This window comes from Stenotrophomonas sp. CCNWLW57 (assembly GCF_037203925.1).
GTDB lineage: Bacteria > Pseudomonadota > Gammaproteobacteria > Xanthomonadales > Xanthomonadaceae > Stenotrophomonas > Stenotrophomonas rhizophila_A.
In genome coordinates, this window is the sequence record NZ_JBBCBJ010000005.1 from 255,413 (window position 1) to 279,169 (window position 23,757).

The following is a 23,757-nucleotide window of genomic DNA, read 5'->3' on the forward strand; positions in this document are numbered from 1 at the left end:
GCTCAGGGAGCCTCCTTCACCTCGGTTACCAGCGTGGGCAGGTCCCAGGCACCGCCTGCGGCGACCAGGCGGCACAGGCCGGTGGTGCTGTCTGATGTCTTGACGTATGTGGTGCCGTTCCACGCCCAGCTGGCGCTGGACCAGCAGTCGCCCAGGCCGCGGCCCTTGTGCGAGGCCGAGATGGTCAGCACGTCGTCGTCCACGCCCAGGTTGGTGATGTAAGCGGGTTGGTAAGGTGCGTAGTCGTTGACCACCCAGTAGCCGCTGCCCGCGTTGTAGGCACCGCGCCAGCAGGTCATGGACACCAGCAGCCGGCGGTTGTCCAGGCGCTTGACCGCGATTGCCTGGGGGCCTTCGTCCGCATAGGTGCCCTCGGTGGGGTGCAGTGATTCGCAGTCGTCCTGCGAGGTCGCGGCGGCCAGTGCGGCACGAAGCGCCGGGGCGTTCGCCAGGGCTTCGTCGGCCGGGCGCGTGGCCACGCGCCGGGGCAGGGTCACCACCGGTACCGGCAGTGAGGCGGGCACGCTGGCTTCGGCCCGGCTGCCTTTGCGCAGGATCGCGCCCGGCGTGCCGAGCCGACCCTGGAATTCGTCCATCTTCAGCAGCACCGCCGATGCGCCACGGTCGGAGAGGGTCCATTGGCGGCCGTTGTCGCCGATCAGCTCGATGCTGCTGTCCTTCACCAGGGCCTTGAGCAGTGCCGTCACCTGCGCCGCAGAGAAGCGGGTGTTGTCCGCCACAGTGCCCAGCGCGGTGCCGTTGATGCGCAGGGTGACAGTGCCCGGCAGGTCGCTTTCCTCGTAGTCGCCCAGCATCAGCTCGGCCCCGATCGGCTGGTCCGGCCCGCCGCGCCGGGTGAGCAGCACGGAGACCGGATCGCCGCCGGCGTCCTCGTTCTGGTATCCGGCAGCCCGGCAGGTGCGGGTGTTGTCGCAGGCCAAGGTCCAGTCCTCATGGCTGAATGCCACGCCGGGCGTGATCGCGCCGGCCGGTGCGGCGTGTGCGACCGGGAGCAGGCCGGCAATAAGCAGGGGGATCAGGGACAGGCGCATGCGGACATCCTTCTTCGACAACATTCCATGGGGGAAGGATCGTGGACCAGCAGGGGGCGTGCTGTCCAACCCCGTTTCCGGTGCTGGTGCGTTCAACCCTTCGTCATCGGATCAGGAGCGTCACATGGACAGCGTGCTGCGCGGTATTGGCTTGGGGTTGTTGCTGTGGGTGGGCGGGGGAGCGGGTGTGCCGACGGCGGCAGCGCAGCGCGTGGTCGAGCCGCTGCTGAAGGTGGCCGGTGCGGAACAGCCGGTGCAGCTGGAGCAGGCGCGCATCGACAGCCATGTGGCGGCCGGTCTGGCCGAGACCCGCATCGAACTGGTGTTCCGCAACCCGAACCGGCGCGTGCTGGAGGGGGCGCTGGAATTCCCGTTGGCCGAGGGCCAGCAGGTGACCGCGTTCGCGCTGGATATCGACGGCGTGCTGCGCGATGCGGTGCCCGTGCCCAAGGCGCAGGGACGGCAGGTGTTCGAGGCAATCGAGCGGCGCCGGGTTGACCCGGGCCTGCTGGAGCAGACCGCCGGCAACCAGTTCCGCCTGCGCATCTACCCCATTCCAGCGCTGGGCACGCGCCGGGTCGCGCTGACCGTGCGTGAGGCCCTGCCGGTGGACAGGGAGGGCCTGCGCTGGACGCTGCCGCTGCAGTTCGTGGGCCAGGCCAACGCGGTGCAGCTGCAGCTGGACGCGGTCGCCACCGGCGTACCGGTGACGCACGGACCGCCGACGCTGGCCCTGGCCCTGCGCGACGGCGCCTGGCGCGCCCAGTGGCAGGGCAGCGGCAGGCAGTTGCCGGATCAGCTGGGCTGGACCCTGCCGCTGCCGCGCGGGCTGGATGCGGTGCGGGGTGACTTCGATAGCGACCACTACGTGATGGTGCAGGTGCCTGTGCCGGTGCAGACCCGCGACCGCACCCTGCCGCATCGCGTCGGCTTGCTGTGGGATGCGTCCGGCTCGGCCCGCCATCGCGACACGGCTGCGGAACTGGCCCTGCTTCAGCGCTACTTCGCCGCCATCGGCAATGGCGAGGTACAGCTGACCGTGCTGCGCGATCGCGCCGAGCCGGCCCGTCGTTTCGCGATCCGCAACGGCGACTGGAGCGCGCTGCGCCGGCACCTGGAGGCCTTGCCCTACGACGGTGCCAGTGCGCTGGGCGATTGGACCGCGCAGCCCGATATCGACGAGTACCTGCTGGTCAGCGACGGGCTGGCCAACTACGGCAAGCGCGAGCGCCCCGCATTGCGTGCGAACCAGCGCCTGTATGCGCTCAGTGGCGCCGGTGCGCGCACCGACAGCGACCGGCTGCGTGCGTGGGCCCGTGCAGGGCAGGGCCAGCTGCTGGTGTTGAACGGCAGCCATGATGTTGAATCGATGGCAGCGCGCCTGCTGCGGGACAACCCGGGCAACGTGCAGGCCGAAGGCGACGGGCTGAACGACCTGATCGTGGATGCCGAACGCGCTGGCCAGGGCTGGGTGCGCGTGCTGGCCCGCATGCAGCACGCGAACGGCGTGCTGCGGCTGCAGGTGCCGGCTGCGGGCGGTGGCCGGCAGACGCTGACGGTGCCATTGGCGCAGGCGCGCGATACTGGAGGTGCACTGGTCGCCCATGCCTGGGCGGACGCGCGCCGTCGCGAGCTGGCCGCAGACCCCGCAGGCAACCGTGCCGCCATCCAGGCACTGTCGCAGCGCTTCGGGCTGGTGGGCCCCGATACCTCGCTGCTGGTGCTGGAAACGCTGGACGACTACCTGCGCTACGGCATCCGCCCGGCTGCACCGTTGCAGCGGGACTACGACCGGCTGCACGCGGTGAAGCTGGATGACGAGGCCAGCGCCCGCCGCGCGCGCCTGGACACGCTGGCCCGGCAGTTCGCCGAACGCGAGCACTGGTGGAACCGGGCCTGGCCGAAAGGCGCACCTCCGGCGGCGGCGTCGAGCAAGCAGTTGATGGCGCCGATGCCGGCTGCCGCGCCGGCACCGCCCGCCCCGGCCATGATGGTGGCGGCCGAAAGCGCGCAGCGCGAGCGGGCGGAGGCCGCGTCCACTACGCTGGATCGCGTGGAGCTCACCGCCGCCCGGCGCACGCAGGCCGATGCTGCAGCCGATATGGCGGTGGAAGGCGATGCCGATGACCGGGCAAACCAGGGCGGCCTGCGCATCACGGTCGCCGCCTGGGCACCGGACTCGGCCTACGCACGCCGGTTGCGCGCGGCACGCCCGGAGGCGGTGTACGCGCTGTACCTGCAGGAACGCGAACAGCACGCTGACAGCAGTGCCTTCTATCTGGACGTGGCCGACATGCTGTTCGCCCACGGCCAGCGCGACCTGGCGCTGCGGGTGCTGTCCAACCTGGCCGAGATGCAGCTGGAGAACCGCCATGTGTTGCGCGTGCTGGGCTATCGGTTGATGCAGGCCAAGGCACCGGCACTGGCGGTACCGGTGTTCCGCGACGTGCTGGCGCTGGGCGAGGAAGAGCCGCAGAGCTTCCGGGACCTGGCCCTGGCGCTGGAAGCCGACAACCAGCCGCAGGCGGCGCTGGCCGCGTTCAACGAGGTGGTGGTGCGGCCGTGGGACGAGCGCTTCGATGGCATCTCGCTGATCGCGCTGGACGAGCTGACCACGCTGGTGGCGCGCACCGGGGTGGATGCACGCGCAGTGGACCCGCGCCTGCGCCGGCCGATGCCGCTGGATCTGCGCGTGGTGCTCAGCTGGGACAGCGACAACAGCGACATGGACCTGTGGGTGACCGACCCCAATGGCGAGCGCGCCTACTATGGCAACCGGCTGACCTTCCAGGGCGGACAGATGTCGCGCGACTTCACCGGCGGCTACGGTCCGGAACAGTTCTCGCTGCGCCAGGCCAAGCCCGGCCGCTACAAGGTGGAGGCGAACTACTTCGGCAGCCGCGAGCAGCTGGTTACCGGGGCCACCACGCTGACCCTGCGCCTGAGCACGCACTGGGGCAGCCGCCGCCAACAGGACCAGCAGGTGACCCTGCGCCTGAAGGACAGTGCCGACACCGTGCTGGTGGGCGAGTTCGACGTGCGCTGAGCCGCAGCCCGTAGAATCGGGCGCTGATTCCCCGGCGCCCGCTGCATGGACCCGAACGTGCCCCACCGAAGTTCCCCGCGCTGGCGGCCCACCAGCCGCCTGCTGGTATGGGCCGCCATCCTGCTCGGCAGCGGCGTGGCCAATGCCGTGGTCGAGGTGATGGACGCCCAGCGCCGGGGCGAAGTGCTGGCGCTGTGGGAGCCGATGACCTGGGAGTTGAGCAGCGCCGGCATGATCCTGCTGACCCTGCCGCTGCTGTGGTGGGGCTGCCAGCGCTGGCCGCTGCATGCCGATACCTGGAAGCGGCGGCTGCCGCTGTACCTGCTGGCCAGCGTGGGCTGGTCGCTGCTGCACGTGGCCGGGATGATGCTGCTGCGCCACCTGGCCTATGCCAGCGTGGGCGAGCACTACGTCGACGGCTCGGCCTGGCCGACCCGGCTCCTGTATGAGTATCTCAAGGACGTGCGCGCGTTCTTCAGCTTCGTGGCGCTGGAGCACTTCTTCAGCTGGTTCGGCCGCCGCCGGCAGGGCGAGGCGCACCTGCTGGCCGCGCCCGACGATGCCCCGCCGGAAGAGCCGGTCGAGCGCCCCGAGCGTTTCCTGGTGCGCAAGCTGGGCCGGGATTTCCTGGTGGCCACCGCCGACATCGAGTACGCCCAGGCCGCCGGCAACTACATGAACCTGCACGTGCGCGGCCATGAGTACCCGCTGCGCAGCACGATGGCGGCGCTGGAGGCGCAGCTGGACCCGGCCCGGTTCGTGCGCATCCACCGCAGCTACGTGCTCAACCTGGGCTTCCTGGTCTCCATCGAGCCGCTGGACAGCGGGGAGGCCCGGGCCCACCTGAAAGATGGCAGCACGCTGCCGTGCAGCCGCCGCCAGCTGCCGGTGCTGCGCGCCGCGCTGGGGCAGGGGCCCGCGCCGGCCGAGCCTGCAGCGACGCCGACAGCAACATGAACAAGCGCTCTGGGCTACAATTCCGGTCTTGTCCCAAGCCTTCATTACCGCCGATATGATCGAGCTCAATCCCGTGCGCCAGCGAATCACCGATCTCACCGATCGCGTGCTCTCGCTCAGGGGGTATCTTTGACTACGACGCCAAGAAAGAGCGTCTGGAAGAAGTAACCCGGGAACTGGAAAACCCCGATATCTGGAACAACGCCGAATATGCCCAGACCCTGGGCCGCGAGCGTTCCAGCCTGGAAAAGACCGTGGGCGGCATCGCCACCATCCTTGATGGCCTGACCGAATCCGGCGAACTGCTGGAACTGGCTGAAAGCGAACAGGACGAAGACACCGCCCTGGCCGTGGTCGCCGACCTGGACAAGTACCAGAAGCACGTGGAACAGCTGGAATTCCAGCGCATGTTCTCCGGCAAGATGGACAACGCCCCGGCGTTCGTCGACATCCAGGCCGGTGCCGGTGGTACCGAGGCCCAGGACTGGGCCGAAATCCTGCTGCGCATGTACCTGCGCTGGTGCGAATCGCGCGGCTGGAAGACCGAACTGATGGAAGTGTCCGGTGGCGATGTTGCTGGCATCAAGTCGGCCACGCTGCGCGTGGAAGGCGACTATGCCTACGGCTGGCTGAAGACCGAAACCGGCGTGCACCGCCTGGTGCGCAAGTCGCCGTTCGATTCGGACAACCGCCGCCACACCAGCTTCACCTCGGTGTTCGTGTCGCCGGAAGTCGACAACAACATTGAAATCGACATCAACCCGGCCGACCTGCGTACCGACGTGTACCGTTCGTCCGGCGCCGGTGGCCAGCACGTCAACAAGACCGAATCGGCGGTGCGCATCACGCACATCCCGACCAATACGGTCGTGGCCTGCCAGACCGGCCGCAGCCAGCACCAGAACCGCGACAACGCGATGAAGATGCTGGCCGCCAAGCTGTACGAGCTGGAAATCCAGAAGCGCAACGCCGAGCGCGATGCGGTGGAAGCGACCAAGTCCGACATCGGCTGGGGCAGCCAGATCCGCAACTACGTGCTGGACCAGAGCCGCATCAAGGACCTGCGCACCGGCATCGAACGTTCGGACACGCAGAAGGTGCTCGATGGCGACCTCGACGAATTCGTCGAAGCCAGCCTGAAGTCGGGCCTGGAAGTCGGTTCCAAACGCCTCGACGCCTGACGGTCGGGCCGCCACGTGCGGCCCGATCCGCTCCATCCCGGCACCCCGGGTTTCGTATTTCCCGTCCATATCCCCCCAGACATAGACCCACGCCATGAACGATCAGATCCCCGCGCCGCAGACCCCCGTCGACGAGAACAGCCTCATCGCCGAGCGCCGCGCGAAACTGACCGCGCTGCGCGGGCAGGGCATCGCCTATCCGAACGACTTCCGCCGTGAGGATTTCGCCGGCACCCTGCAGGGCGAGTTCGCAGATGCCGAGCAGTGGACCGCCGAAGCGCTGGAAGCCACCGACCGCACGGTGAAGATGGCCGGCCGGCTGATGGCCAAGCGGGTGATGGGCAAGGCCAGCTTCGCCCAGATCCAGGACGAATCCGGCCGCATCCAGCTGTTCCTGCAGGGCAACGCCTTGGGCGATGTGTACACCGCCTTCAAGGGCTGGGACGTGGGCGACATCATTGCCGTGGAAGGCGGGCTGACCCGGACCAAGACCGGTGAGCTGTCGGTCAAGGCCACCAGCATCCGCCTGCTGACCAAGTCGCTGCGCCCGTTGCCGGACAAGTGGCATGGCCTGGCCGACGTCGAGCAGCGCTACCGCCAGCGCTACGTGGACCTGATCGTGACCCCGGAGTCGCGCGAGGTGTTCATCAAGCGCTCGCGGATCATCCGCGCCATGCGCGCATGGTTGGACAACCGCGACTTCCTGGAAGTCGAAACGCCGATGATGCATTACATCCCCGGCGGCGCCACGGCCAAGCCGTTCACCACCCACCACAACGCGCTGGACCTGGACCTGTACCTGCGCGTGGCCCCGGAGCTGTACCTCAAGCGCCTGGTCGTGGGCGGCCTGGAGCGCGTGTACGAGATCAACCGCAACTTCCGCAACGAAGGCGTCAGCACCCGGCACAACCCGGAATTCACCATGATGGAGCTGTACGAGGCCTACGCCACGTACAACGAAGTGATGGACCTGACCGAAGGCGTGATCCGTGACGTGGCCAGCAAGGTGCTGGGCACCACCACGGTGGAGTGGGACGGCGCCACCATCGACCTGGCCCCGGCGTTCCGCCGCTGGCGGATGGACGAGGCGGTGCGCCACCACAACCCGGAAATCAGCCTGGCCGACTGCACCGACCGCGAGGCGCTGCTGCGCCATTGCGAGCGCCTGAAGATCCGGGTCAAGCCGTCCTACGGCTGGGGCAAGCTGCTCCTGGAGATCTTCGAAGCCACGGTCGAGCACACCCTGGTGCAGCCGACCTTCATCACCGACCACCCGGTCGAGGTCTCGCCGCTGGCCCGCGCCAACGACGACCAGCCCGGCTACACCGACCGCTTCGAGCTGTTCATCAACGGCAAGGAGCTGGCCAACGGCTTCTCCGAGCTGAACGACCCGGAAGACCAGGCGGCCCGCTTCCAGGCCCAGGTGACGGCCAAGGAAGGCGGCGATGACGAGGCCATGCATTACGACGCCGATTACATCCGTGCGCTGGAGTACGGCATGGCCCCGACCGGCGGTCTGGGCATCGGCATCGACCGCCTGGTGATGCTGCTGACCGGCAGCAGCTCGATCCGCGACGTGCTGCTGTTCCCCTACATGCGTCCCGAAAACTGAGACGTAGGTCCGGATGGCCCCGCAGGGGCCGTCCCGGCGGGCTTCCGCTGCGGTGGCCGGACGCGTATGGTTTCCCCGTGGCCCTAGATGGCGCAATCCGCGCCGGCCATGGAGCATGAGGTGGACGGGGCATGCGTGACACGCGCATCACACTGTGACCACGATCATGAACTGGGGAATCGTGACCGGAGGTGGTTCCATGCAAGGTGCCGGTATGCAGAGCGGCGGGGTATCCTTACCGCAGCATGTGCCAGTGTGGTCCAGGAAGACGACGGAAACAGCCTTGAATATTGTCATCGTTGACGATCAGACGTCCGCGCGCACGATGCTGCGGCATGTCATCGAGGACATCGCGCCGGAACTGAGCGTGCATGATTTCGGCGACCCGCTGACGGCCCTTGCCTGGTGCGAATCGCACGGGGTGGACCTGCTGCTGCTCGACTATCGCATGCCGGAAATGGATGGGCTGGAATTCGCCCGGCGTTTCCGCCGCCTGCCCAAGCACCGCGACATTCCGGTGATCCTGATCACCGTGGTCGGCGATGAGCCGATCCGCCAGGCCGCGCTTGAAGCGGGCGTCATCGACTTCCTGGTCAAGCCGATCCGCCCGCGCGAGCTGCGCGCGCGCTGCTACAACCTGCTGCAGCTGCGGCAGCAGTCGGAAAACGTGAAGCAACGCGCGCTGTCGCTGGAACAGCGGCTGCTGGCCAGCATGCACGAGGTCGAGGAACGCGAGCGCGAGACGCTGTCGCGACTGGCCCGCGCGATCGAGTTCCGTGATGCCGGCACCAGTGCCTACCTCGAGCGCATGGCGCACGTGGCCGGGCTGATCGCAGAGCAGCTCGGGCTGCCGGAAGAAGAAGTCAAACTGATCGAGATGGCCGCGCCCCTGCACGACATGGGCAAGATCGCCATTCCCGATGCCGTGCTGCTCAAGCAGGGCAAACTCAACGACGAGGAGCTGGCCATCATGCGCCGGCACCCGCGTATCGGTTACGAACTGCTCAGTGGCAGCCAGAACCGTTTCATCCAGGTCGGCGCGTTGATCGCGCTGCGCCACCACGAACGTTACGACGGCAGCGGGTATCCCGACGGTCTGGTCGGTGAAGCCATCCCGCTGGAAGCGCGGATCGTGGCCGTTGCCGATGTCTTCGATGCCCTGATCTCGCCGCGCCCATACAAGGAAGCATGGACGATGGAAGCCACCCTGGCCTATCTGTACGCACAACGCGGGCGCCTGTTCGACCCGCGCTGCGTGGACGCACTGCTGCGCGGCCGCGTGCAGCTGGACGACATCTGCGCGCAGCATTCCGTTGCGTCCTCCCGCCCGGGGATGTGACATGGCAGGTCTGTTCCAGGTGTTGAAGCAGCGGCTTGGCGCGCTCCCGGGCCTGGCGCTGCTCAGGCGCCAGCTGGGCAACCGCCCTGACAGTGAGCATGGCCAGGCGATCGTACGCATCGTCCTGATCGTGCTGATCCTGGGCTACGTGCTGATGCCGGGGGTGCGCAACGACCTGCCGCACCACCAGTACCAGGTGGTGCTGGGCATCGTGCTGACCGGGCTGACCCTGTCGGTGCTGCTGTTTTCGTGGCTGCTGGCGCGCCCCGGTCGTTCGGACCCGCGCCGGGTGGCCGGCATGCTGGCCGATTACGGGCTCATTGCTGCCGGCATGGTGCAGATGGGCGAGCCGCTGTCGTGGGTCTACATCGTGGTGATGTGGGTCACGGTGGGCAACGGCATGCGCTACGGCAACAAGTACCTGTACGCCGCCGTGGGCATGGCGCTGGTCAGTTTCGGGGTGACCGTGCTCGCCACGGGCTACTGGCAGGCCAATGCGCGGCTGGGCTTCGGCCTGTGGCTGGGCCTGGCGGCAGTGCCGCTGTACTTCGCCAGCCTGCTGCGCCAGTTGACCCATGCGATGGACGAGGCGCGCCGCGCCAGCGAGGCCAAGAGCCGCTTCCTGGCCAACATGAGCCACGAGTTCCGCACGCCGCTCAATGGCCTGTCGGGCATGACCGAGGTGCTGGCGACCACGACGCTGGATGAAGAGCAGCGCGAATGCGTCAATACCATCCAGGCGTCCTCGCGCAGCCTGCTGGCGCTGGTGGAAGAGGTGCTGGACATCTCGGCCATCGAAGCGGGCAAGCTGCGGGTGGTGGCCGAGGACTTCTCGCTGGACGACGTGGTGCAGTCGATCGGCCTGATCCTGATGCCGCAGGCGCGTTTGAAGCACCTGGATTACCAGGTCAAGGTCGCCGCAGGCGTGCCGCGCCTGCTGCGCGGCGACCTCGGTCACCTGCGCCAGATCCTGCTCAACCTGGCCGGCAATGCGGTGAAGTTCACCGAGCACGGCAGGATCGAGATCCGGGTGTCGCAGGTGGGCGAGGAGGGCCACGGCCAGGTCCGGTTGCGCTTCGACATCCTCGACACCGGCATTGGCGTGGGCCCGGAAATGCGTTCGCGCCTGTTCCAGGCCTTCGAGCAGGCCGATGTCAGCCTGGGCCGCCGCCACGAAGGCAGCGGGCTGGGTACCTCGATCTCGCGTGGGCTGGTCGAAGCCATGGGGGGACAGATCGGCTATGCCGAGAACCCCCCGCAGGGCAGCTGCTTCTGGTTCGAACTGCCGTTCGCATTGCCACCGGTGGTAGCCGGCGAGTTCACCCCGGCCGTGCTCGGCAATGGCCTGCAGAGCGCGCAGGACAATGTAATCGCTTTCGCCGACCCGTTCCTGCGCCACCGCGCTCGCGTGCGCAGCATGAAGGTGCTGGTGGCCGACGACCACCAGGCCAACCGGCTGGTGCTGCAGCGGCTGCTGCAGAAGGCCGGGCACAAGGTGGTGTGCGTCAACGGCGGCGAAGCGGTGCTCGATGCGATGGCCGAAAGCGATTACGACGTAGCCATCGTCGACCTGCACATGCCGGGCATGAGCGGGCTGGACATGCTCAAGGAGCTGCGCGTGCTGCAGGCCGGTGGCGCCCCGCGCACGCCGGTGCTGGTGCTCAGCGCCGACGTCACCCCCGAGTCGATCCAGCAGTGCACCCAGGCCGGCGCGCACACCTTCTTCGGCAAGCCGGTGGTGCCGGTGAAGCTGCTGGACACCCTGGCCGAGATCGCCGCCAACGATGGCCTGAAAGCCCGCACCGCCGTGGTGCCGTCCACACCGGTGGCCGTGGGCGTGCTCGATACCGGCGTGCTCGATGAACTGGCCGCGCTGGGCATGGGCGATGGCTTCGAGCAGGAGTTCATCCGCCAGTGCCTGGCCGACGCCACGCAGTGCGTCGGCGTGGCCATGGAAGCGGGCGAACGTGGCGACTGGGTACACCTGCGCGAGCAGGCGCACGCGATCAAGGGCGTGGCCAGCAACCTGGGCCTGGTGCGGGTGGCTTACCGTGCCGGAGAGGTGATGCACATGGCCGACTGGCAGCTCAAGAGCGAATGGCGCGAGCGGATGAAGCTGATCCGTACGGCGGTGAAGGAAGGCAAACAGGCGCTGGAAGCGCGCAGGCGTCCGGGTGCCTCGTCCACGGACGACGGTGGCATCGACATGCGTTGAAAAAAAGCCCGGCTCCAACCGGGCTTTTTTACTGGAACCCCCTGCTTGCGATGGCGCAGTTACGCGGCATCGGACTGGGCACGACGGGTCTGCGCCTTGATCAACCGATCCATGGTGCGCAGCGACTTGTCTTCCAGGGCCAGTGCCGAATCCACCCAGATCTTGGTAATTTCCAGCAGTTCGTCATAGCCCACCGCCTGGGCCAGGTTGCGTGCAGCGTTCATCGCCAGGTAGGTGCGCGGGGTGCGCTGCTGCTGGCGGATCAGGTCTTCGGCGGCCTTGATGCCTTGTCCCTTGGGCACCAGCACGTCGACCACGCCCATGGCGTACATCTCTTCGGACGAGTAGACGCGGCCTTCGAGGATGATCTTCTCGGCCAGCTGCGGGGCCACGCGGCGGCACAGGAACGAGTACGCACCCATGCCCGGGAACAGCCCGAACAGTACTTCGGGCAGGCCCATGCCGCAGCCTTCCTCGGCGATGATGGTGTGGCAGGCCAGTGCCATCTCCAGGCCGCCACCCAGCGCATCGCCCTGGATCACGGCGATGGAACGCACGTCACCGCCGAAGCCGGTGTGCAGGTGATGCACACCTTCAACGCAACGCTGGGCGTAGGCCAGCAGGCGGTCGCGGTTGCCTTCGCGGATCAGCTGGGCGAACAGGGCCAGGTCGCCGCCCAGGTTGTAGGCGGTGGCGTCGGAGGCGAGCACGAAGTGGCGCAGTTTGCCGCTGTTGCGCTCAGCCGGAGACAGGGTGATCTGGCTCATCACGCTCCACATCTCGTCCAGCATGTCCTTGCGGCAGCAGGGACGGATGCCGGTGGCGGCATCGGCGTGCATGAAGAGCCAGTGGGCGGCGTTGTCGGGGGTCGATTCGGTGCGGATGGTCGCATAGCCGTGGGAATACGGGAGCTTTTCGATGGATTGCATGGGGATTACCTCGGCGGGTTGGCCTGCAGGGAGGACGGTGGGCGGCAGGCCGGACGGGTCCACACGCCGCGATCCTACACCGCCAACCCGGGCCGGAATGCAAACGCGATTGATAATGTCCAAGGGGACCGGAATACCGGCCAGAATCTCGTTCAGCCTTATGCCGCAAGGGCATCCGGCGATTCACATCGCGCTGCACCCGTGGGGTCCAAGTTAATCGGCGGACATAGGAATTGGACGAATCTCAGAAAAAGAAAACGCCCGCAGGGCGATGCCGTGCGGGCGTTCGATTTCTCGCTGGGAGCTTCTGCTTACGCGGCAGGTGCGTCGCGCAGTTCGCGGCGCAGGATCTTGCCGACGTTGGTCTTCGGCAGTTCCTTGCGGAACTCGACGATGCGCGGGTGCTTGTAGCCAGTCAGGTTGGCGCGGGCGTGTTCCTTGACCATTTCGGCGGTCAGGTTCGGATCCTTCTTGACGATGACCACCTTGACGATCTCGCCGGACTTTTCATCCGGCACGCCGACTGCAGCTACTTCGAGCACGCCGGGCATCATCGCGATGACGTCTTCGACTTCGTTCGGGTACACGTTGAAGCCGGACACCAGGATCATGTCCTTCTTGCGGTCCACGATGTAGAAGAAACCGTGCTCGTCCATGCGCGCCATGTCGCCGGTGTGCAGCCAGCCGTCGGCGTCGATCGCCTTGGCGGTTTCTTCCGGGCGCTGCCAGTAACCCTTCATTACCTGCGGGCCACGGATGCACAGCTCGCCGACGTCGCCCGGGGCGAGGGTCACGCCGTTGTCGTCCTTCACGCAGGCGTCGGTGGACGGGATCGGCAGGCCGATTGCGCCGTTGTACTCGGCCAGGTTCAGCGGGTTGATGCAGGCCGCCGGCGAGGTCTCGGTCAGGCCGTAGGCCTCGACCAGGGTCACGCCGGTGACCTTCTTCCAGCGTTCGGCCACGGCACGCTGCACCGCCATGCCGCCACCCAGGGTGACCTTCAGCGAGGAGAAATCCACCTCGTCGAAGCCGGGGGTGTTGAGCAGGCCGTTGAACAGCGTGTTGACGCCGGTGATGGCGGTGAAGCGGGTGGCCTTGAGCTCCTTGACGAAGCCCTTCATGTCGCGCGGGTTGGTGATCAGGTGGTTGCAGCCGCCGAACTTCATGAAGACCAGGCCGTTCGCCGTCAACGCGAAGATGTGGTACAGCGGCAGGGCGGTGATGATCCACTCCTTGCCCATTTCGATGCCCGACGCGGAGATCCACGCCGAGGCCTGCTGCATGTTGGCCACCAGGTTGCGGTTGGTCAGCATGGCGCCCTTGGCCACGCCGGTGGTGCCGCCGGTGTACTGCAGGAAGGCCACGTCGTCGTGGTCCAGCTCCACCTTCGGCAGGGTGTGGCCGCTGCCCAGCTTCAGCGCCTGGTTGAAGCGGATCGCGCCGCGCAGGGTGTAGTTGGGCACCATCTTCTTGATGTACTTCAGCACGAAGTTCACCACCACGCCCTTCAGGCCGAGCATGTCGCCCAGGCCGGTGGTGATGACCTGCTTGATCGGCGTATCGGCGATGACCTGCTGCACGGTGTCGCCGAAGTTGTCCACCACCACCAGGACGGCGGCGCCGGAATCGACCAGCTGGTGCTTGAGCTCGCGGGCGGTGTACAGCGGGTTGACGTTGACCACGGTAAGGCCGGCGCGCAGCACGCCGAAGGTGGCCACCGGGTACTGCAGGCAGTTGGGCATCATCAGGGCGACGCGGTCGCCCTTCTTGAGCTTCAGCTCGCCCAGCAGGTAGGCGGCGAACTGCTCGACCAGGGCGTCGGTTTCACCGTAGGTGAGGACCTTGCCGAAGCTGGAGTAGGCGGGACGGTCGCGGAACTTGGCCACCGACGCATCGAACACGGCCGACACCGAATGGAACTCGTTGACGTCGATTTCGGCGGGTACGCCGTTGGGATAGCTCTGCAGCCAGGGACGTTCCAGACTCATTATTCCCCCTCCAGGAAACGTTGATGGTGTGATGCTGACGGAGAGTATCCGTCGATTCGGTCCCCGGCAGCATACCGGGCCGAATGGAAAACGCGAAGGATTCGTGAAAATCGGGCGTGGCGGCCGCCGGAAGCCCCGCGTGGCGCGGGGTTCCGGGGAGGGCCGGCCGGGGGCCGGCGCCTCGGGGAGCCGGCTGGGGTCAGGCGGCTGCGAGCTGGCGCAGCACGTACTGCAGCAGGCCGCCGTGCTTGAAGTACTCCACTTCCTTGGGGGTCAGCAGCATCACGTGGGCCTGGAAGGTCTTGGCGGTGCCGTCGGCCTTGGTGGCGGTCACGGTGGCGGTCTTGCTGGCCCCATCGGCCAGGCCGGTGATGTCGACCGTTTCCGAGCCGTCCAGGCCCAGGCTCTGGGCGTTCTCGCCGGCCTGGAACTGAAGTGGCAGCACGCCCATGCCGACCAGGTTGGAGCGGTGGATGCGCTCGAAGCTTTCTGCGATCACCGCCTTCACGCCCAGCAGGTTGGTGCCCTTGGCCGCCCAGTCGCGCGAGGAGCCGGTGCCGTATTCCTTGCCGGCGAACACCACCAGCGGCACGCCCTCGGCCTTGTACTTCATGGCCGCGTCATAGATGGCCAGCTTCTGCGGCTCGCCGCCCGCCTTGGGGAAGTACAGGGTGTTGCCGCCTTCCTCGCCGCCGAACATCAGGTTTTTGATGCGGATGTTGGCGAAGGTACCGCGCACCATCACATCGTCGTTGCCGCGGCGGCTGCCGTAGCTGTTGAAGTCGGCCGGCTGCACGCCGCGCTCCTGCAGGAAGCGGCCTGCCGGTGAATCCTTCTTGATGTTGCCGGCCGGGGAGATGTGGTCGGTGGTGATCGAATCGCCGAACAGGCCCATCACCCGCGCCCCGTGCACGTCCTCGATGTGGCCGACCTGCATGGTCATTCCGTCGAAGTAGGGCGGGTTCTTGATGTAGGTGGAGCTTCCATCCCACTCATACAGGTCGCCATCGGGCGACTGGATGGTGTTCCAGCGGCTGTCGCCCTTGAACACGTCGGCGTAGTTCTGCTTGAACATCTCCGGGCCGATGGTGGCGGCGATGACATCACCGATTTCCTTGTTGCTCGGCCAGATGTCGCGCAGGTACACCGGCTGGCCATCGCTGCCGGTGCCCAGCGGTTCGGTGGTGAGGTCGATGTCGGTGGTGCCGGCAATGGCGTAGGCCACCACCAGCGGCGGGCTGGCCAGGTAGTTCATCTTCACTTCGGGGTGCACGCGGCCCTCGAAGTTGCGGTTGCCCGACAGCACCGAAGTGACCACCAGGTCGCCGCTGGCGATGGCGGCACTGACTTCGGTGGGCAGCGGGCCGGAATTGCCGATGCAGGTGGTGCAGCCGTAGCCGACCACGTAGAAGCCGACCTTTTCCAGCTCGGTAAGCACGCCGGCCTTCTCAAGGTAGTCGGTGACCACGCGCGAGCCTGGGCCGAGCGAGGTCTTCACCCACGGCTTGCGGTCCAGCCCCTTGGCGGCCGCGTTGCGGGCCAGCAGGCCGGCGCCGATCATGACCGCCGGGTTGGAGGTGTTGGTGCAGGAGGTGATGGCGGCGATGACCACCGCGCCGTCCTTGAGCCGGTAGCGGGTGCCGTCATGCTCGACATCGGCATAGCCCTTGGCCAGCTGCTCGTTGCCCACCGCCGCGCCGCCGCCTTCGTTGACGAACGTGGAGATCTCTTCGTTGCGCTTGTCGCGGTTGGTGGTCAGCCCGCCCAGGTTGTCGCGGTAGTTCTGCTTGACGTCTTCCAGCAGCACGCGGTCCTGCGGGCGCTTGGGGCCCGCCAGCGACGGCTTTACCTCGCCCATGTCCAGTTCCAGCGTGGCGCTGTAGCTGGCGTGGGCGGTGTTGGTGTCGTGCCAGAGGCCCTGGGCCTTGGCGTAGGCTTCCACCAGCGCGATCTGTTCCTCGCTGCGGCCGGACAGGCGCAGGTAGGTCAGCGATTCGTTGTCGATCGGGAAGATGCCGCAGGTGGCGCCGTACTCCGGCGCCATGTTGCCGATGGTGGCGCGGTCGGCCAGCGGCAGGTGCTGCAGGCCTTCGCCGAAGAACTCCACGAACTTGCCCACCACGCCGTGCTTGCGCAGCATCTGGGTGACGGTGAGCACCAGGTCGGTGGCGGTGGCGCCTTCGGGCAGGCGCCCGGTGAGCTTGAAGCCGACGACCTGCGGGATCAGCATGGAGGAGGGCTGGCCCAGCATGGCCGCCTCGGCCTCGATGCCGCCCACGCCCCAACCGAGCACGCCAATGCCATTGATCATGGTGGTGTGGCTGTCGGTACCGAATACGGTGTCCGGATAGGCCACCTGCTTGCCGCCCTTGTCGGCGGTCATTACAACGCGGGCGAGGTTTTCCAGGTTCACCTGGTGGACGATGCCGGTGTTGGGCGGCACCACCTTGAAGTTGTCGAACGCCTTCTGGCCCCAGCGCAGGAAGCCGTAGCGCTCCTGGTTGCGCTGGAATTCGATCTTGCCGTTGAGATCCAGCGCATCGGGGGTGCCGAACACGTCGACCTGCACGGAGTGGTCGATGACCAGTTCGGAGGGGATCTGCGGGTTGATCTGCTCCGGGCGGCCGCCCAGCTTGACCACCGCATCGCGCATCGCGGCCAGGTCGACCACGCAGGGCACGCCGGTGAAGTCCTGCAGGACCACGCGGGCGGGCATGAAGGCGATTTCGATGTCCGGCTCGGCCTTGGGATCCCAGCGCGCCACTGCTTCGATGTGATCCTTGCCGACGGTGACCCCGCCGTCCTCATGCCGGAGCAGGTTCTCCAGCAGGATCTTCATCGAATAGGGCAGGTGGGAAATGTCGAACTGCTGTCCGAGCTTGGGCAGGCTGAAGTAGTCGTAGGTGGTGCCGCCGACGTTCAGCTGGCTGCGTGTGGAGAACGAATCGCTCATGCGGGGTGACTCCTCTTGCGGATGGCTTGCAGTGGCCCGTGGGGGCCTGCTTGCGGTTGCCGGTGTTCCGATGGCCCGGCCGTCGGACTGAGTATGAACGATTCAGTCGGGCATGGTCGGTGGCAGGTGTCTCAGGCTACATAGAAATATGTATCGCCGATGTCATCGATAAGGCGGATCCTTTGCGCGGCAAGGGACTTGGCTGGCTTAACCGCGCTGCAGTGGAAGTATGCCCGGGTAAGTATGTATAATTTGTGCATACTTTGGAGGTCCTACCGATGGAAGCCACCGTTGCAGAACGCGGACAGATCACCTTGCCCAAGGCGGTCCGCGATGCGCTCGGCCTGACCAAGGGCACCCAGTTGAAGGTGGAGCTCGATGGCAGCCGCATCATCCTGCGCAAGAGCGTGGATGACGCCATTTCCCGTGCCCGCGGCAAGTTCGCGCTGGACGGCTTCGAGTCGGCCGAGTCGGCCGTGCGTGCGGTGCGCGACGAAGCATGAGCCGCGCATGATCGCCGTCGATTCCCCGGTCCTGATCGAACTGCTCAGCAACGGCCCCCAGGCCGATGCGGTGGAAGCCTGCCTGCGCCAGAGCCTGGTCGGCGGGCGCGTGGTGATCTGCGGGGTGGTGCTGGCCGAGATCTGCGCCGCACTGCGCGGTGGTGCCGAAGTGCAGGAAGCGCTGGAAGAGATGGGCATCCACTTCAGCCCGCTGGAAGCCAAGTCGGCGCTGCGCGCCGGCGAGATGCACCGCCGCCACCGCCAGCGCGGTACCGGCAGGCGTGGCATCGACGATTTCATGGTCGGCGCGCACGCACTGCTGCAGTGCGACGGCCTGATCACCTGGAACGACAAATTTTACCGCGACTACTTCAAGGGCCTGAAGCTGATCGTGCCGCAAGCCTGAGCCCGTAACTCAACCGCCGTATTCAACCGAAGTCTTTTCAAAGAATTTCCCGGGAGTTGTCATGTTGGAAGCCTACCGCCACCACGTAGCCGAGCGCGCCGCGCTTGGCATCCCGCCGCTGCCGCTGAGCGCCCAGCAGACGGCCGACGTCATCGAGCTGCTGAAGAACCCGCCGGCGGGCGAGGCCGAGTTCCTGCTCGACCTGCTCACCCACCGCGTGCCGGCCGGCGTCGATGACGCCGCCAAGGTCAAGGCCTCGTACCTGGCCGCCATCGCCTTCGGCAGCGAAACCAACGCGCTGATCTCGCGCGAGCGCGCCACCGAACTGCTGGGCACCATGCTGGGCGGCTACAACGTCGCGCCGCTGGTGCAGCTGCTGGACGACGCCGTGGTCGGCGCGATCGCCGCCACCGCGCTGAAGAACACCCTGCTGGTGTTCGATGCCTTCCACGACGTGCAGGAAAAGGCCAAGGCCGGCAACGCGAACGCCCAGGGCGTGCTGCAGAGCTGGGCCGATGCCGAGTGGTTTACCAGCCGCCCGGAAGTGCCGCAGAGCCTGACCATCACCGTGCTCAAGGTGACCGGCGAAACCAACACCGACGACCTGTCGCCGGCCCCCGACGCGACCACCCGCCCGGACATCCCGCTGCACGCCCTGGCGATGCTGAAGAACAAGCGCGATGGCATCGAGCCGGAAGAAGACGGCAAGCGCGGCCCGGTCAAGTTCATCGAATCGCTGAAGGACAAGGGCCACCTGGTGGCCTACGTGGGCGACGTGGTCGGTACCGGTTCGAGCCGCAAGTCGGCCACCAACTCGGTGCTGTGGTTCACCGGTGAGGACATTCCGTTCATTCCGAACAAGCGTTTCGGTGGCGTGTGCCTGGGCTCGAAGATCGCACCGATCTTCTACAACACCATGGAGGACGCCGGCGCGCTGCCGATCGAGCTGGACGTGTCGCAGATGAACATGGGCGACGTGGTCGAACTGCGTCCCTACGACGGCAAGGCGCTGAAGGATGGCCAGGTCATCGCCGAGTTCCAGGTGAAGTCCGACGTGCTGTTCGACGAAGTGCGCGCCGGTGGCCGCATTCCGCTGATCATCGGCCGTGGCCTGACCGCCAAGGCGCGCGAAGCGCTGGGCCTGGCCCCGACCGACCTGTTCCGCCTACCGATGGACCCGCCGGATACCGGCAAGGGCTTCTCGCTGGCGCAGAAGATGGTCGGCCGCGCCTGTGGCCTGCCGGAAGGCCAGGGCATGCGCCCGGGCACCTACTGCGAACCGAAGATGACCTCGGTGGGCTCGCAGGACACCACCGGCCCGATGACCCGCGACGAGCTGAAGGACCTGGCCTGCCTGGGCTTCTCGGCCGACCTGGTGATGCAGTCGTTCTGCCACACTGCCGCGTACCCGAAGCCGGTGGACGTCAAGACCCACCACACGCTGCCGGAGTTCATCTCCACCCGTGGCGGCATCTCGCTGCGCCCCGGCGACGGCGTGATCCACAGCTGGCTCAACCGCATGCTGCTGCCCGACACCGTCGGCACCGGTGGCGATTCGCACACCCGTTTCCCGGTGGGCATCTCGTTCCCGGCCGGCTCGGGCCTGGTCGCCTTCGCTGCTGCCACCGGCGTGATGCCGCTGGACATGCCCGAATCGGTGCTGGTGCGCTTCAAGGGCAAGATGCAGCCGGGCGTGACCCTGCGTGACCTGGTCAACGCGATTCCGCTCTACGCGATCAAGTCGGGCCTGCTGACCGTCGCCAAGGCGGGCAAGAAGAACATCTTCTCCGGCCGCATCCTGGAAATCGAAGGGCTGCCGGACCTGAAGGTCGAGCAGGCGTTCGAACTGTCCGACGCCTCGGCCGAGCGTTCGGCTGCCGGCTGCTCGGTGCACCTGAGCAAGGAGCCGATCATCGAGTACCTCACCAGCAACATCACGCTGCTGAAGTGGATGATCGCCGAGGGTTACCAGGACGCCCGTTCGCTGGCGCGTCGCATCGAGAAGATGGAAGCGTGGCTGGCCAACCCGGAGCTGCTGGAGCCGGATGCCGACGCCGAATACGCCGCCGTCATCGAGATCGACCTGGCCGACATCCACGAGCCGATCGTGGCCTGCCCGAACGATCCGGACGACGTCAAGACGCTGTCGGACGTGGCCGGTGCGGCCATCGACGAAGTATTCATCGGTTCGTGCATGACCAACATCGGCCACTTCCGTGCGGCCGCCAAGCTGCTGGAAGGCAAGCGCGACATCCCGACCAAGCTGTGGGTGGCCCCGCCGACCAAGATGGATGCCTCGGAGCTGACCAAAGAAGGCCATTACGGCACCTTCGGCACTGCTGGCGCGCGCATGGAAATGCCGGGCTGCTCGCTGTGCATGGGCAACCAGGCACAGGTGCGCGAGGGCGCGACGGTGTTCTCGACCTCGACCCGCAACTTCCCGAACCGCCTGGGCCGCAACTCCAACGTGTACCTGGGTTCGGCCGAGCTGGCCGCGATCTGCTCGCGCCTGGGTCGCATCCCGACCAAGGAAGAGTACATGGCCGACATCGGCGTGCTGGATGCCAGCAGCAAGGACATCTACCGCTACATGAACTTCGACCAGATCGAGGACTACCAGGACGTGGCCAAGACGGTCGCTGCCTGAGCCTGATCGGCTGATGTGTTGAACGAAAACCCCCGGTGAGAACCGGGGGTTTTTGTTTGGTCGCCCGTGGGTGAAGATGTATCCGGGTCACATACCGTCAGCCAACGATTCGTATTGCCACGCCGTGCGTGGCAACCGCGCAACGCGCGGCTCAAGCATCCGGCACCGCGATAACGTGGGCCCGAAGAAATCAGCGACGCGAAGCGATCGTTTCAGTTGTCCCACGCCTCGGGCGTCCAGTTGGCGGTACCCTCAGCGCGCCTGCCCTCGTAGAGCAGCACTCCCTTGTTGTCCACTACATCCACCTCGAACCACGGCAGCCCTTCTCGCTTGCGCGGTCGCACGTAGGCCCGCTTCTGCGCGCGGTTGAACTCCACGTAGTACTTGCGATGGGGCATGTAGCCCCTGAACTCACTGGAGCTGATCTGGATGTAGCCGACGTCCTCCCGGCCGGTCATCTCCAGCGAGAAATGGAATGCCCCCTGAGAGGCCTCGAAGTAGAAGAGGCTGCCGCTGGCGTTGATGCTGGAGGGCAGGCAGCAAAGAAGCGTGGACAACAGGAGCTTCAAGGTTGATGGCAAGCGCCTTTCCATGGCATTTCCTTTCGTAGCATTGAACGTGCATCTCAGCACAGGGAAGGACGACAGGCAGCAACGGTGATCACAGATGTTCCAGGAAGCGGCATACCAGACAGCCCACGACATAACCGACACTGGAACCCGCCGGTAGGGTCGCATCCTGATCGACCGCCGGGGTGGGGATCGGTTCATTGGGGCGTGGACCTGTAACGGAGCGAATGTGCCGAAGCCGAATTCTTTTCAGGTCATGCGTTACCGAGCGTTGAGCCGTTATCGGCGGTCGTTTGGGAACCGACCCTACCGCAAGCGATCAATGTCAGCGCCCTGGATAACGGAACGGCCACGCGTTGCAGTTCCACTCCTGGAGAACCCCTGCAGGCAGTACTTGGGAATGCCACTGAGAACCCATTACTCTGGACTTCCGGCGCCAGACCCCCCTGGTCGGAGGTAATCAAGATGATCGACATTACTGCCTACTTGATGATGGCGACTGCTGCAGCATCTGGATCCGATTGCAGGTCCGGGAGCTGGGACAAGGTTGTAGAGAACACAGAGGCGCGTGTTGTCCACCAGCAGCCGTTAAAGGTGCCAAGGGATCCTCTTGGCTCGAAGTACCCCGATGCCTGTGTCAGGATTGGATTCCAGATCGATGGGAGCGGGCGCCCCATAGATGTCAGAATTGATAGAAGCTCCGAAAACAGGTCGCTGGATGTTGCAGCAAGGGAAACCTTGAAGAAGTACAGATTCGAGGTTCCTTCTAACGAAGCTGCAACACCGTTCGCGCTTGTTTTCGTTTCCCCCTCATCTGAATCGCCGTAGCGCGCAGGTGATGCGGTCTGCCGTGTCAAATCCTGTCGCCACAAAACGGTAGGGTCTCATCCCAACAACTGCTGGGGGTTGATCGATTCATGTGCTCATGGAGCTGTCACTTGGATTGTATGAGAAGGACATTTAGTCTTGCGATCCTTGCCGCTGTGGGGCTGACGTGCTCCATCTCGACCAGCGCGGCCGAGCGTCAAGGCGGTAGATGCCAGGCGATGAGTGGTGCTTACAAGGGTGTGCAGTACTGTCAAGTACCCATCCACGCCTTGCTGGCAAATTCGGAGTCCTACGATGGCAAGGCAGTGGCAACCTTTGGATATCTTCTCCATGAAGGTGGGCCTAGAGATGTCATCGGCCCTGCAGTGGATGCGCTGCGTCGCATCGATTTCATAGGATGTGTCGACGTTGACCGTCGTGGTGCTACCTATGAAGATTCGACCGCCGGCCTGGCTGCCGGTGTTTACTTTGTGATGATTCAAGGTAAGTACACGGAGGGCGCGGTGAATGGTGCTTGCGTGGGCTCGTTCTCGGAAGTGTACATCTCCAGAATTTCCAAGGTCCTGGAGGACGACTGATGGGCTGGTTGCTTGGCCTGGACCAAAGTAAAGCCAAGAGCCGGGGTCAGTTTCGTTGCGTAGCTTTGAGCTCGATCTTCGTCTTGCTTGCGACTCAGTTCGTCCCCTCGACAGCCTATCCTCAGGCGGATTCCAGATGCTCGGCTATCGTCGAGCGCTCGGATGATGGGTCTGTCATTCGCGTATGCGAGGTGCTTTTTCAGCGGCTGTGGTCGCAGGACGCGGAGAAATTGACGGGGAGTTATGTCCAGATCACAGGATACGTTGCTTATCTCGAGGAGATGCCTTATCTCTTTGCCTCAAAGGATATGTATCTGTATTCCGGTGGAAGAGGCGGGATCTGGTTGAGGCTGCATCCCTCGGAGAAGGAGCGCTTTGACAGAGTGGCTTCGCGAGGATTGCCTGTGACCGTTGCCGGGCGATACTCAAGCGGTAAAGGTGGATTCAAAGCGCTTGGAATGATCGAGGTAGTCGGTAGGCATTATTGGGAGCAGGAGGTGCCAGGCAATCCTCCCCGTCTTCCCGAAGACTGAGTTGTGTTGCGTCCGACGGTCGACCAGATCGAACAACGCCCAGACGCGGCCAAGGCGGTTGGTGCATTTGGCTGATGGGCTGATGTGTTGAACGAAAACCCCCGGTGAGAACCGGGGGTTTTTGTTTGCCGGGACGAATCGCCGCCAGCCCAGGCTGATGCTTGGTTGCCCGTTGGTGATGTATCCGTGTCTTATCGCGTTCGCCAGCAATTCGTAGCGCCGACCGTTGGTCAGCGACCGCGCGACGCGCGGCGCAAGCATCCGAAGCCACGGCAATGCGGCGGGGATGAGATCACCGGTGCTGACATGTGTCCGAAGCCGTCGGGTCGGTGTTCATGGCGTCGGAACGGAGAGCCGTTTTCGTTCTTAGGTCATGCGTTACCGGGCGTTGAGCCGTTATTGGCGGTCGTTTGGGAACCGA

At 65.7% G+C, this 23,757-nt stretch carries 17 protein-coding genes; 12 read left to right on the forward strand and 5 right to left on the reverse strand.

Annotation, left to right across the window (positions count from 1 at the left end; genetic code table 11):
• Window positions 1–2 precede the first annotated feature (2 nt).
• On the reverse strand, window positions 3–1,052 hold the full coding sequence (locus V9K91_RS13900; protein ID WP_306988850.1) for a DUF1176 domain-containing protein: 1,050 nt from the start codon (window positions 1,050–1,052) through the stop codon (window positions 3–5).
• 124 nt (window positions 1,053–1,176) lie between these two features.
• On the opposite strand from V9K91_RS13900, the gene V9K91_RS13905 reads away from it, so the two are divergent.
• The 6 genes from V9K91_RS13905 (at window position 1,177) to V9K91_RS13930 (ending at window position 11,402) form a co-directional block, all read left to right on the forward strand.
• Window positions 1,177–4,098: a VIT domain-containing protein gene (locus V9K91_RS13905; RefSeq protein ID WP_336443414.1), complete on the forward strand. Its 2,922-nt coding sequence runs from the start codon at window positions 1,177–1,179 to the stop codon at window positions 4,096–4,098.
• A gap of 45 nt (window positions 4,099–4,143) precedes the next feature.
• Window positions 4,144–5,055, forward strand: a complete 912-nt coding sequence (locus V9K91_RS13910; RefSeq protein ID WP_336443415.1) for a LytTR family DNA-binding domain-containing protein — start codon at window positions 4,144–4,146, stop codon at window positions 5,053–5,055.
• A gap of 55 nt (window positions 5,056–5,110) precedes the next feature.
• A protein-coding gene (gene prfB, locus V9K91_RS13915) for a peptide chain release factor 2 (RefSeq protein ID WP_099047393.1) occupies window positions 5,111–6,236 on the forward strand; the annotation gives its coding sequence in 2 pieces (ribosomal slippage) (window positions 5,111–5,185 and window positions 5,187–6,236; 1,125 coding nt in all).
• Between the two features lie 94 nt (window positions 6,237–6,330).
• A complete protein-coding gene (lysS, locus tag V9K91_RS13920) occupies window positions 6,331–7,848 on the forward strand; it encodes a lysine--tRNA ligase (protein WP_336443416.1) in 1,518 nt (505 codons plus the stop codon).
• A 199-nt stretch (window positions 7,849–8,047) separates the two neighbouring features.
• Window positions 8,048–9,187, forward strand: coding sequence for a two-component system response regulator (locus tag V9K91_RS13925; protein ID WP_068851546.1), 1,140 nt, complete (start codon window positions 8,048–8,050; stop codon window positions 9,185–9,187).
• Between the two features lies 1 nt (window position 9,188).
• The gene (locus tag V9K91_RS13930) at window positions 9,189–11,402 is read left to right on the forward strand and encodes an ATP-binding protein (protein WP_336443417.1); all 2,214 of its coding nucleotides are present in this window, start codon (window positions 9,189–9,191) and stop codon (window positions 11,400–11,402) included.
• Window positions 11,403–11,461: 59 nt separating this feature from the next.
• Here the strand turns inward: V9K91_RS13930 and V9K91_RS13935 are convergent, their stop codons facing one another.
• The 3 genes from V9K91_RS13935 to acnA form a co-directional block, all read right to left on the reverse strand.
• Window positions 11,462–12,331, reverse strand: a complete 870-nt coding sequence (locus V9K91_RS13935) for a crotonase/enoyl-CoA hydratase family protein (RefSeq protein ID WP_068851549.1) — start codon at window positions 12,329–12,331, stop codon at window positions 11,462–11,464.
• A gap of 311 nt (window positions 12,332–12,642) precedes the next feature.
• Window positions 12,643–14,319 (reverse strand): long-chain fatty acid--CoA ligase, encoded by a 1,677-nt coding sequence (locus tag V9K91_RS13940; RefSeq protein WP_095363832.1) that lies wholly within the window; start codon window positions 14,317–14,319, stop codon window positions 12,643–12,645.
• A 199-nt stretch (window positions 14,320–14,518) separates the two neighbouring features.
• A complete protein-coding gene (gene acnA, locus V9K91_RS13945; protein ID WP_336443418.1) occupies window positions 14,519–17,272 on the reverse strand; it encodes an aconitate hydratase AcnA in 2,754 nt (917 codons plus the stop codon).
• 278 nt (window positions 17,273–17,550) lie between these two features.
• Between acnA and V9K91_RS13950 the strand changes: the two genes are divergently transcribed.
• From V9K91_RS13950 to acnB, 3 genes are all read left to right on the forward strand, one after another.
• Window positions 17,551–17,775, forward strand: coding sequence for an AbrB/MazE/SpoVT family DNA-binding domain-containing protein (locus tag V9K91_RS13950; protein WP_068851559.1), 225 nt, complete (start codon window positions 17,551–17,553; stop codon window positions 17,773–17,775).
• A gap of 7 nt (window positions 17,776–17,782) precedes the next feature.
• Window positions 17,783–18,181, forward strand: a complete 399-nt coding sequence (locus tag V9K91_RS13955; RefSeq protein WP_068851562.1) for a type II toxin-antitoxin system VapC family toxin — start codon at window positions 17,783–17,785, stop codon at window positions 18,179–18,181.
• Window positions 18,182–18,242: 61 nt separating this feature from the next.
• On the forward strand, window positions 18,243–20,828 hold the full coding sequence (gene acnB, locus V9K91_RS13960) for a bifunctional aconitate hydratase 2/2-methylisocitrate dehydratase (RefSeq protein WP_068851565.1): 2,586 nt from the start codon (window positions 18,243–18,245) through the stop codon (window positions 20,826–20,828).
• A gap of 212 nt (window positions 20,829–21,040) precedes the next feature.
• Here acnB and V9K91_RS13965 read toward each other — a convergent pair whose 3' ends face one another.
• Window positions 21,041–21,385, reverse strand: coding sequence for a hypothetical protein (locus V9K91_RS13965; protein ID WP_307107047.1), 345 nt, complete (start codon window positions 21,383–21,385; stop codon window positions 21,041–21,043).
• A 477-nt stretch (window positions 21,386–21,862) separates the two neighbouring features.
• Here V9K91_RS13965 and V9K91_RS13970 point away from each other — a divergent pair, with 477 nt between their 5' ends.
• The 3 genes from V9K91_RS13970 to V9K91_RS13980 all read left to right on the forward strand — a co-directional run bounded on the left by V9K91_RS13970 (window position 21,863) and on the right by V9K91_RS13980 (window position 23,336).
• Complete coding sequence (locus V9K91_RS13970; RefSeq protein WP_306988832.1) at window positions 21,863–22,225, forward strand: energy transducer TonB; 363 nt, start codon at window positions 21,863–21,865, stop codon at window positions 22,223–22,225.
• Window positions 22,226–22,443: 218 nt separating this feature from the next.
• Window positions 22,444–22,803, forward strand: coding sequence for a hypothetical protein (locus tag V9K91_RS13975; RefSeq protein WP_249834225.1), 360 nt, complete (start codon window positions 22,444–22,446; stop codon window positions 22,801–22,803).
• The gene (locus V9K91_RS13980; protein WP_336443419.1) at window positions 22,803–23,336 is read left to right on the forward strand and encodes a hypothetical protein; all 534 of its coding nucleotides are present in this window, start codon (window positions 22,803–22,805) and stop codon (window positions 23,334–23,336) included. Before V9K91_RS13975 ends, V9K91_RS13980 begins: the two co-directional genes overlap by 1 nt.
• Window positions 23,337–23,757 lie beyond the last annotated feature (421 nt).

Excerpts from the sequence above, each read along its gene's own strand:
- V9K91_RS13900 (WP_306988850.1), bottom strand. The coding sequence starts at position 1,052 with ATGCGCCTGTCCCTGATCCCCCTGCTTATTGCCGGCCTGCTCCCGGTC.
- V9K91_RS13905 (WP_336443414.1), top strand. The coding sequence starts at position 1,177 with ATGGACAGCGTGCTGCGCGGTATTGGCTTGGGGTTGTTGCTGTGGGTG.
- V9K91_RS13910 (WP_336443415.1), top strand. The coding sequence starts at position 4,144 with ATGGACCCGAACGTGCCCCACCGAAGTTCCCCGCGCTGGCGGCCCACC.
- lysS (WP_336443416.1), top strand. The coding sequence starts at position 6,331 with ATGAACGATCAGATCCCCGCGCCGCAGACCCCCGTCGACGAGAACAGC.
- V9K91_RS13925 (WP_068851546.1), top strand. The coding sequence starts at position 8,048 with ATGCAAGGTGCCGGTATGCAGAGCGGCGGGGTATCCTTACCGCAGCAT.
- V9K91_RS13930 (WP_336443417.1), top strand. The coding sequence starts at position 9,189 with ATGGCAGGTCTGTTCCAGGTGTTGAAGCAGCGGCTTGGCGCGCTCCCG.
- V9K91_RS13935 (WP_068851549.1), bottom strand. The coding sequence starts at position 12,331 with ATGCAATCCATCGAAAAGCTCCCGTATTCCCACGGCTATGCGACCATC.
- V9K91_RS13940 (WP_095363832.1), bottom strand. The coding sequence starts at position 14,319 with ATGAGTCTGGAACGTCCCTGGCTGCAGAGCTATCCCAACGGCGTACCC.
- acnA (WP_336443418.1), bottom strand. The coding sequence starts at position 17,272 with ATGAGCGATTCGTTCTCCACACGCAGCCAGCTGAACGTCGGCGGCACC.
- V9K91_RS13950 (WP_068851559.1), top strand. The coding sequence starts at position 17,551 with ATGGAAGCCACCGTTGCAGAACGCGGACAGATCACCTTGCCCAAGGCG.
- V9K91_RS13955 (WP_068851562.1), top strand. The coding sequence starts at position 17,783 with ATGATCGCCGTCGATTCCCCGGTCCTGATCGAACTGCTCAGCAACGGC.
- acnB (WP_068851565.1), top strand. The coding sequence starts at position 18,243 with ATGTTGGAAGCCTACCGCCACCACGTAGCCGAGCGCGCCGCGCTTGGC.
- V9K91_RS13970 (WP_306988832.1), top strand. The coding sequence starts at position 21,863 with ATGATCGACATTACTGCCTACTTGATGATGGCGACTGCTGCAGCATCT.
- V9K91_RS13975 (WP_249834225.1), top strand. The coding sequence starts at position 22,444 with ATGAGTGGTGCTTACAAGGGTGTGCAGTACTGTCAAGTACCCATCCAC.
- V9K91_RS13980 (WP_336443419.1), top strand. The coding sequence starts at position 22,803 with ATGGGCTGGTTGCTTGGCCTGGACCAAAGTAAAGCCAAGAGCCGGGGT.